At 34.5% G+C, this 10,000-nt stretch carries 10 protein-coding genes; 6 read left to right on the top strand and 4 right to left on the bottom strand.

The annotated features are described in order from the left end of the window. Window positions 1-102: 102 nt before the first annotated feature. Window positions 103-426: a single-stranded DNA-binding protein gene (gene ssb / locus LDL23_RS02515; protein WP_111566398.1), complete on the bottom strand. Its 324-nt coding sequence runs from the start codon at window positions 424-426 to the stop codon at window positions 103-105. A 119-nt stretch (window positions 427-545) separates the two neighbouring features. Further along, window positions 546-866, bottom strand: a complete 321-nt coding sequence (ssb, locus tag LDL23_RS02510; protein WP_291264302.1) for a single-stranded DNA-binding protein — start codon at window positions 864-866, stop codon at window positions 546-548. Between the two features lie 196 nt (window positions 867-1,062). Here ssb (LDL23_RS02510) and LDL23_RS02505 point away from each other — a divergent pair, with 196 nt between their 5' ends. Genes LDL23_RS02505 through LDL23_RS02480 form a run of 6 tightly spaced genes read left to right on the top strand, consistent with a single transcriptional unit; the run spans window position 1,063 to window position 5,681 of the window. Then, entirely contained in the window at window positions 1,063-2,589 is a 1,527-nt protein-coding gene (locus LDL23_RS02505) for a bifunctional GNAT family N-acetyltransferase/carbon-nitrogen hydrolase family protein (protein ID WP_291264301.1), read from the top strand. Beyond that, on the top strand, window positions 2,590-3,075 hold the full coding sequence (locus LDL23_RS02500; RefSeq protein WP_291264300.1) for a DUF6265 family protein: 486 nt from the start codon (window positions 2,590-2,592) through the stop codon (window positions 3,073-3,075). It begins immediately after the preceding gene. A gap of 2 nt (window positions 3,076-3,077) precedes the next feature. After that, window positions 3,078-3,539 (top strand): hypothetical protein, encoded by a 462-nt coding sequence (locus LDL23_RS02495; protein ID WP_291264299.1) that lies wholly within the window; start codon window positions 3,078-3,080, stop codon window positions 3,537-3,539. Window positions 3,540-3,550: 11 nt separating this feature from the next. Further along, window positions 3,551-3,901: a hypothetical protein gene (locus tag LDL23_RS02490; RefSeq protein ID WP_113987668.1), complete on the top strand. Its 351-nt coding sequence runs from the start codon at window positions 3,551-3,553 to the stop codon at window positions 3,899-3,901. Between the two features lie 8 nt (window positions 3,902-3,909). Then, window positions 3,910-4,755 carry an SDR family oxidoreductase gene (locus LDL23_RS02485; protein WP_291264298.1) on the top strand — a complete coding sequence of 282 codons (846 nt, stop codon included), beginning with the start codon at window positions 3,910-3,912 and terminating at the stop codon, window positions 4,753-4,755. 2 nt (window positions 4,756-4,757) lie between these two features. Then, entirely contained in the window at window positions 4,758-5,681 is a 924-nt protein-coding gene (locus LDL23_RS02480; RefSeq protein ID WP_291264297.1) for an EamA family transporter, read from the top strand. 46 nt (window positions 5,682-5,727) lie between these two features. Here the strand turns inward: LDL23_RS02480 and LDL23_RS02475 are convergent, their stop codons facing one another. Then, window positions 5,728-7,797, bottom strand: a complete 2,070-nt coding sequence (locus tag LDL23_RS02475) for a M13 family metallopeptidase (protein ID WP_291264296.1) — start codon at window positions 7,795-7,797, stop codon at window positions 5,728-5,730. 2 nt (window positions 7,798-7,799) lie between these two features. Continuing rightward, window positions 7,800-10,000: T9SS type A sorting domain-containing protein (locus LDL23_RS02470; RefSeq protein WP_291264295.1), on the bottom strand; the 2,201-nt coding region annotated here is incomplete at its 5' end.

The following is a 10,000-nucleotide window of genomic DNA, read 5'->3' as shown; positions in this document are numbered from 1 at the left end:
TTAAACGTAACCGAATTCAAAAAAGCATTCAATTGTTCTTGGTCGTACTCCAAAAATGCGTTATCCAAACGGATGGAAAATACTCTTACTTGCATAACATCCTTATTTACCGATTAACAAAATTTCATTCGCAATTACTTCTGTAACATAGCGTTTGTTTCCGTCTTTGTCGTCGTAACTTCTGTGGGTTAACTTACCTTCAATTCCGATTTCTTTTCCTTTGGTTACAAATCGTTCGATAATGTCGGCTGTTTTACCCCAAGCGGTTACTCTATGCCATTGCGTTTGTTCTACTTTGTCACCGTTTTCGCGATAATACACCTCGTTTGTAGCGATGCTGATGTTTGCTAATTTTTTTCCTCCTTCAAGGTTTTTGATTTCTGGTTCTTGACCAACGTGTCCGATTAATTGTACTGAGTTTTTCATGGCGTATAAAATTTAAATGTTTGTGTTATTTGATTTTTTGGAACACAGATTTAAGAAATTGAAATAATTTAAAAAATCTATGTGTTGAACTTGATTTTTGAATTTGTTCTTGAACTTGATTACTTGCTTAATAAAACCAATTCATTGGCAACCACTTCTGTGATATAACGTTTGTTTCCGTCTTTATCGTCGTAGCTTTTGTGGGTTAATTTACCTTCGATGGCAACGTGACTTCCTTTGGTTAATAATTTTTCAATAATGTCTACTGTTTTTCCCCAAGCGGAAACGCGGTGCCATTCGGTTTGTTCTACTTTTTCACCTTTAGCGTTCGTGTAACTTTCATTTGTAGCAATTGTGAAGTTAGCTACTCTTCCAGATTCTAAGTTTTTGATTTCTGGTTCTTGACCTACATGTCCGATTAATTGTACTCTGTTTTTCATGGCGTGTAAAAATTTAAATGTTTATGTTAATTAAAATTTGTTTTCGATTGAACTCGTTGTTTCATTTCGACAGTGCAAAGATGGGACAAGAAAAAAACGTTATTCGGTATTTAGCTGTTTACTTTCGGTTGTAAATATTTGTAAGCGTTTGTAAATGGAAATTATTTTCGTTATATTTGTTGAAAATCAATAGTATATGCCAAATTTAATTAGCAAAGTAGAATTACGTAATCTTCAAATTGAGGATTACAAAGAATTAAAAAAATCCATGATTGAAGCCTATCCAGAAATGGTAGATTCATACTGGAAAGAAGATCACATTGAAAAATTATTGGAACTTTTTCCTGAAGGACAATTGGTAATTGTTGCCGATGGTGTTGTGGTTGGTTCAGCATTATCCATTTTGGTTACCGAAGATTTTGCATTTAAAACCAAAAATTACAAAACCATTACAGGAAATTATACGTTTTCAACTCACAATCCTAAAGGAGAAGTTTTATACGGAATAGACGTTTTTATCAACCCAAAATATAGAGGCTTACGATTAGGCCGAAGATTATACGATTCCAGAAAAGAATTGTGTGAACAATTGAACTTAAAATCTATCATTTTTGCAGGAAGAATTCCGAATTATGGTAAATATGCTTCCGAAATTAATCCAAAACAATACATTCATAAAGTAAAACGTAAGGAAATTTATGACCCGGTTTTATCGTTTCAATTGAGTAATGATTTTCACGAAGTTCGTGTCCTAAAAAACTACTTAGAAGGCGATACGGAATCTCAAGAATACGCTGTTTTATTAGAGTGGAACAATATCTACTATGAAGATAATCCAAGGTTAATCAATACCGAAAAAAGCATTGTTCGATTGGGATTAATTCAATGGCAAATGCGTTCTTTAGGAAATTTAGAGGCACTTTTTGAACAAATCGAATTTTTTGTTGATACCGTTTCGGGTTACGGAAGTGATTTTGCATTGTTTCCAGAATTATTCATTGCACCCTTGATGGCAGATTACAATCATCTTTCTGAAGCCGAAGCCATTAAAGAATTGGCAAGACACACTGATGCTATTCGAAAGAAAATGCAAGAATTTGCAATCTCCTATAACATCAATATCATCACAGGAAGTATGCCTTATTTAGAAAATGGACACGTGTATAACGTTGGTTTTTTATGCCGAAGAGATGGAACCCAGGAAATGTATCGCAAAATTCACATCACGCCTAACGAAATTTTCCATTGGGGAATCACCGGTGGCGATACGATTCAAACTTTTGACACCGATTGCGGAAAAATTGGAATTGTAATTTGTTATGATGTCGAATTCCCTGAACTTTCGCGCTTAATGGCCGATCAAGGCATGAATATTTTATTTGTTCCCTTTTTAACCGATACTCAAAATGGGTACACCAGGGTGAAACATTGTGCACAAGCTCGTGCCATTGAAAACGAATGTTATGTTGCCATCGCAGGTTGTGTTGGGAATTTACCAAAGGTAAACAATATGGATATTCAGTACGCTCAGGCAGCCGTTTTTACGCCTTCAGATTTTGCTTTTCCAAGTAACGGAATTAAAGCAGAAGCCACGCCAAATACTGAAATGACACTAATTGTAGACGTTGATATCAATTTATTAAAAGAATTACACGAACACGGAAGCGTAAGAACCATGAAAGATCGAAGACATGATTTGTACCAACTAAAAAAATTAAAATAAATGAAATCCTTACTTTTTTTACTACTATTTATTTTAGGAAACACTTTCAGCTACTCACAAAACACCTTGAATTACAACGATGAAAAAGGTTCGCCAAAAGCTAGTTTGCAAGATGTAAAATGGATTGTTGGCAATTGGAAAGGTGAAGCTTTAGGCGGCATTTGCCAAGAAACGTGGAGCGAACCGATTGGAAATTCGATGATGTTTAGTTTCAAATTAGTAGTCGATGGAAAAGTTGCTTTCTATGAATTGGGACATATTATTGAAAAAGAGAAAACCCTTTTATTACAACTCAAACATTTTGATGGCGAATTGAAAGGTTGGGAAAAAGCGGAAGTGAGCGAGAATTTTAGATTGGTTAAAGTTACTCCAACACATGTGTATTTCGACAAGTTTACATTTGAAAAAATTTCGGATAACGAAATCAATATTTACGTGGTTTTTGAAGATAGCGGTAAAGAAATGAAGTTTAATTTTAAGAAGTAAAGATGAAATACATTATCGTATTATTTCTATCTAGTTGTTTTATTCATGCTCAAAATGTGGCGGAACATTTCAAAACAAGACAATTTGAAGTAGCTATTTTTCCAGAATCGAGTAATGAGTTAATGCAACAAAATAGATTTACTCCGACAAAAGAAGAAATAATTAAAGCCGAAAATGCATTAAAATCTAAACTAAAGTTCATAAACAATCCTCTGATGAATCAATCTAGTTCTCCTATTATTCACAAGAATTTAAAAAAATATAAAAGACAATACTTTGGTTATATAAATGAAAAAGGTGAAAAAATTCTTTATATAAATTCGCTTTGGAAAAAGAATGAAAAAGAAACCAAATGGTTGCAACAAATAATAATGGTTTCAGATGGAGGAAGTCATTATTGGAATATTGAATATAATTTAGAAACCGAAGAATTAGAAAATTTAAAGGTTAATGGATACGCTTAAAAAATACTAGTATGAGTAAAACCTGTTTAGAATGTGGCGATAAAATCATCGGTCGCGAAGACAAAAAGTTTTGTTCGGATGGTTGCCGCAATGCTTACAACAACAAAATGAATAAAGATCAGAACAATCTGATGCGCAACATTAATAACAAATTGCGTAAAAATTACCGTATTTTGTGTGAACTCAACCCAGAAGACAAAGGAAAAACCACGAAAACCAAATTACTAAGCAAAGGTTTCGATTTTGAGTTTTTTACCAGCATGTTACAAACCAAAACGGGTAACACCTATTTCTTTTTGTACGACCAAGGCTATCGTGCGTTAGAAGATGATTTTTATATGTTGGTAAAGAAAGATAGTTAAGAAAATAGATGAAAGAAGAAAGAAAAAAGATTGCCATACTCGGTTGCGGTTGGCTGGGTTTACCTTTAGCCAAATCATTGCTTGTAAAAGGTTACGAAATAAAAGGTTCTACGACTTCGGAAAGTAAATTAGAAGTGTTCAAAAATGCTGGGATTTCTCCTTTCCAAATTCAACTGGAGGAACATCAAATCATTGGAAATATGGAAGATTTTCTGAAAGAAACCGATGTTTTAGTGATTGATATTCCGCCTGGATTGAGAAGAGAAACTTCGACTTCTAATGAAATGACATTTGTAAATAAAGTAAAAACGCTAATTCCATTTATCGAAAAATCAGGTGCTCAGAAAGTTATTTTTGTGAGTTCGACTTCGGTTTATGGTGATAGTTTTCCAATTGTTAAAATTACGGAAGAAACACAACCAAATCCCGATACCGAAAGTGGCAAACAATTAGTTATTGCTGAAACCCTTTTACAATCGAATCCGCATTTTAAAACTACGGTAATTCGTTTTGGTGGTTTACTTGGCGAAGATCGTCATCCCGTGAAATTTTTAGCAGGAAGAGCGAATGTTGAAAATCCAGACGCTCCAGTAAATATGATTCAAAGAGAAGATTGCATTGGAGTTATAGAAAAAGCTCTCGACTTCGCTCGAGATGACAGTTGGGAATGGAATCAAACCTTTAACGCTGTCGCACCACAACATCCAACACGTAAAGCATATTATCACAAAAAAGCTGAAAATTTGAATTTGCCATTGCCTACCTTTGCCGAAAATTCGGAATCGAAAGGTAAAATGATTTCTAGTAAAAAAATAGAAACGATTTTGGGATATTCGTTCCAAAAAGAAATTTAGTAATGGCGTATTTTAGCGTATTTCATAATTACATCAAGCAAAAGAAAAATGCAATTGGGTTACCGATTTTAGCATTAATTTGGATTAGTTTTTTCTGGGGAACCACTTGGATTGCTTCTAAAGAAGGCGTAAAACACATGCCTCCGATGCAATTGGTTGCACTGCGTCAACTTTTTGGCGGATCTTTATATTTGCTGTATTTCTTAATCAAAAAACATCCTTGGCCAAACAAACGCCAATGGCGCACAATTCTCGTTTTGAGTGTTTTGAACTTCATGCTGAGTAACGGTTTGAGTACTTGGGGCGTGAAATACATTTCGAGTGGTTTGGGTGCCATTATTGGTTCAATTTTTCCACTTTGGATTGTCATCATCAGTTTATTTCGCGGACAAAAAACATCTTGGAAAGCGGTTGTTGGCTTGATTGTCGCTTTTGGTGGTATTTGTGTAATTTTCTACGATTACCTCAACGATTTCTTACAGCCTGAATTTAGATTTGGGATTTTACTTTCGGTAATTGCAACGTTTACTTGGGCGTTATCTTCGATTTATATCAAAGAAAATAAGACAAATTTCAATCCGTATTTTAGTTTGGGATTACAAATGTTGATTTCGAGTATTGTGATTTCGAGCGTGATTGGATTTAATGGGACTTCGGTTCCGTTGAGTGAAATTCCAGCAATTTCCTGGTGGTCGATTGGTTATTTAGTAGTTTTTGGTTCGGTGTTGACGTTTATAGCGTTTATTTATGCCTTAGAAAATTTACCAACCGAAATCAGCAGTTTGTATGCGTACATCAATCCGATGGTGGCGTTGTTTTTTGGTTATTTATTATTTAATGAACCTTTGACAACTGCGATTATCATTGGTGGAACGATAACGATTATTGGACTTTATTTAGTGAATCGAGCGATTAAGAAGAAATAAAAAATCCCACCTAAAAAGATGGGATTTGATTTTATTTTAAATTTGATTACCAAATTTTCACGCGTTTTTCAAAAGGCAAATACATACCGTTGTGAGGTAAAATATTGAAGGCTTTATAGAACGCTTCCACATTTTGTAACGGCACATAAGCACGATACATTCCTGGTGAATGTGAATCAGTTTTTACTTGATTTTTGATTGCTTCATCACGCATTTTACTTCTCCAAATGGTTGCCCAAGAAATAAAGAAACGTTGTTCTGCTGTAAATCCGTCGATTAAATCAGGTTTTCCGTTTGCTTTCAAATAGATTTGTAATCCGTCGTAAGCTGCGTTAACTCCACCTAAATCTCCAATGTTTTCTCCTAAAGTGAATTTTCCATCCACAAAAATTCCAGGTAATGGTTCTAAAGCTGAATATTGATCTGCTAAAGCGCTTCCTAACGTTGTGAATTGTTTCAAATCTTCATCGCTCCACCAGTTTACTAAGTTACCATCGGCATTGTATCTTGAACCTGAATCGTCAAATCCGTGTGAAATTTCGTGACCAATTACGGCTCCAATTCCTCCATAATTAACTGCTTCATCTGCTCTATAATCATAAAATGGTGGTTGTAAAATTGCTGCTGGGAATACAATCTCGTTATTTGTTGGGCTGAAATAAGCGTTAACTGTTTGTGGCGACATTCCCCATTCTTCTTTATCAACAGGTTTCCCCATTTTTTCGATGTTTTTCTTGTGACTCCATCTCGCGTACATTTTTGAATTTTCAAAATACGTTCCGCCTTGTTCTGGAGATTTTACTTCAAGAACTGAATAATCTTTCCATTTATCAGGATATCCAATTTTTACTCGGAATTTATTCAACTTGATTTTTGCATTTTCCTTAGTCGCTTTTGTCATCCAAGGTAAATTATCAATTCGGTTATTGAAAGCTTGCATTACGTTTGCAATCATATCTTGCGCTTTTGCTTTTGCTTCTGGCGGGAATTTTTTTGCTACATACAATTTTCCTAATGCTTCACCTAATCTTCCGTTAACTGTAGCCAAAGCTCTTTCTTCTGCTGGACGTTGTTTTACGGCTCCAGTTAAGGTTTTTCCGTAAAAATCAAAATTCGCATTTTCGATATCAGTTGATAATAAACCTGCCGAACCTCTTAAAACTGTCCAACGCATGTAGGCTTTCCAATCTTCAACTTGGTTATCTTTTAAAATGGTTTCAACCGTTTGTAAATATTTTGGTTGTGAAACTACTAACGAATCTACTTTTCCAATGCCAACACTTTGGAAATACGTATCCCATTTTACTGTTGGTGCTAATTTTTGTAAATCAGCAAAACTCATTGGATTATAGGTTTTTCTTCTATCTCTTCGTTCTACTCTATCTAAAGTTGCGGTTGACATTTTAGTTTCTAAGGCTAAAATTTTCTTTGCATTCGCATTAGCTGTAGCTTCAGATTCGCCTAAATATTGCAACATTCTGGTTACGTGAGCCACGTATTTTTCACGTTTTTCTTTGTTGTCTGGTGCATCTGAAACGTAATAATCTCTATCAGGTAAACCAAGACTTCCTGTTCCTACATAGATTACGTTTTTGTTACTGTTTTTAGCATCAGCACCTATATAACTTCCGAAGAAACCTAATCCCATTTCGGGTTCCATTTCGGCTAATAAAGCTACTAATTGATCAGCATTTTGAACGCTATTAATTTTCGCTAAATAAGGTTTTAACGGGTCGATTCCGGCTTTGTTTCTACTTACTGTATCTAAAACCGTTTTGTATAAGCTAATTGCTTTTGCTTGGTCAGAATTTGGATCGATAGTTTTGTCTTTAATGGCATCTTTCAAAATTGCCATTACATCGTCGTCGGTGTTTTTACGAAGTTCATCAAAACTTCCCCAACGCGTCCTGTCGGCTGGAATTTCGGTTTTATCTAACCAAGTTCCGTTTACATAACGATTGAAATCATCTGCTGGATTTACGGATTTATCCATATAGCCAACGTTGATTCCAATAGACTCTTTTTTAGATGCTACCTCTTGTGATGATTTACAAGAAGACAAAGCGACTGATAAAAAAAGGAACCCTAAACCTCCTTTTAGAATGTGTTTGTTCATAGTTATTCTTTAATAATTCTTTTAACTGTTGATTGATTGTCTGCTGAAATTTTTACAAAATAAATTCCTTGTGCAACGGCTGATAAATCTAATGAAACTTCCGTATTTGAAATTGCAAAATCTTTTTTAGACCAAACAATTTTTCCCGTTACATCGTAAACATCAATTGCTGATGGTTCAATAGTACCCAATGCAATATTGAATATCCCTTTTGAAGGGTTTGGATATAACACAATATTTTGTAATTCAAAGTTTTGATTAGATAGTGTACCATTAATCACAAAATCATCAATGTTAACTCCTAATTGATTTGCCGATTCATCAGAATGGAATACAATTCTAAAAATAATATTAGTTTCAGAATTAAGAGCATTTAATGGATAAGTATACGTTGTTAACGTAGTGTTTGTTCCCGTCCATTGTGCTCCAGGACAGTTGTAACAGTCACTTCCTGTTGTAGCTTGCGTTCTATTGCTATTATACCATCCTGCACCCATAGTTCCTAAAACTGTCCAATTTGCCCCAAAATCAGTAGAGTATTGAACATAAACTACATCCCAATTTTGCTCTAAATCAAACTTCATTGCAAAACTAATTTGCGGATTAATTACATTGGATAAGTTATAACATTGAGAAACTAAATAAGATTTAGTGGCATCTGGATAATTACCTATTAAATTTGTTGTGTAAACGGTATTACCTGATGTAGTCATTGTTCCTCCTAGTCTAGTTCCTCTAACCCATTGTGATCCTGAACCTCCTTCATTATATGAAATTAAAGCATCTGTAGCATTGGTAAATGGATTTACGACCCCAACAACTCCTCCATCATTAACATAAAATGTAGTACTACCCGAATTATTGTCAGAATAAGCATCACTAGTAGTAGTTGTAGTAACATTTAAAACATGCGTACCTCTAGTTAATGTTGCTGAAGGTAAATTAATTACCGTAGAAGCTGCAGAAGCTAAAGTATTATTCCAAACATAGTTGTAAGGCGTTCCATCGATTGTATAATTAACTGTTACAGAAGAAATCGAAGTTGTTCCATTATTTTTTACTTCAACTTGTGGGGCAACACTACCACCACAATTGATATTGATTCCAGGATTTTGAATACCAACAAATTTCAAATCAATTGGAGGTACTTGAACTGGAATATCCGTTTGCCACACTCCTCTTCCATATGTTGCAGCAATTAATTTTGCGTCTTCTAAATTAATTTCTAAATCTTTTACCGATACGTTAGGCAAATTGGTATCAAAAGGAGACCATGAAGACATAGAATCATCACGATAATAAACCCCTAAACTAGTGCCTAAATATAATGGATTATCAGTATTTCTTCCTTGATGAACAATACATTCTTTACCAATTGATGGAAGTCCTGTAGAAAAATCGGTAAAAGTAACTCCTCCATTTGTTGATTTTAAAACCCCATTAGATGTGTTTTGAGTTGTTAAATAAACAATATTACTATCCGTTGAATGAACTTCTATTCCAGTAATTGTTGATGTTGCCGTGTACGTCTGTGTAAAATTAACTCCTCTATTTGTACTTTTATATAATGCTGTACCATTAGATACATACATTATATCATCATTAGAAGGGTCTACATGAATTAATTCTAAATTACCCGTTCCTAAAGACGATACATTTTGTTGTACCCAAGCACTACCTACCAATTTGTATAAACCAGCGAATCCTGAAAACAATTCACCTGAATTATTAGCCATCAAAGGAGTTACCCAGTTACCATTTGCTCCTCCTGGAGAAGAGACTGAACTACTAATTGAATTACCTGCTGAATTGCTAATATATAAACTATTACCATTTTGGATGAACCCATAATATTGATTTTGATTGGTCGGATTAATTGCTGTATCCATACCGTCAGCTCCATAATAATTTTTCCACTGACTACCGCTGTAAGCATGACCTCCATTATCTTGTAAACCTCCTACCATATTAGCGGATGATTGTTTTGAAACCGCAATCTTATAAAATTGGCTAATTTGAGCGCCAGCTGTTAAGTCTGTGAAATTTGCTCCATTGTTTTCTGATGCATAGATTCCTCCGTCACTTCCACAAAATAATTTTGTTCCATGAAAACCTAAATAATGAATATCTGCATGGGTATAAGAAGGACCTGTTGGGTTGCTCCAACTATTCAATTTGGATACTGTTGTTCCTCCATTGGTTG

It is taken from the genome of Flavobacterium sp. (genome assembly GCF_020217025.1).
Classification (GTDB): Bacteria; Bacteroidota; Bacteroidia; order Flavobacteriales; family Flavobacteriaceae; genus Flavobacterium.
Note: the sequence above shows the minus strand (reverse complement) of the source record. Positions and strands in the feature narration are given on the sequence as shown.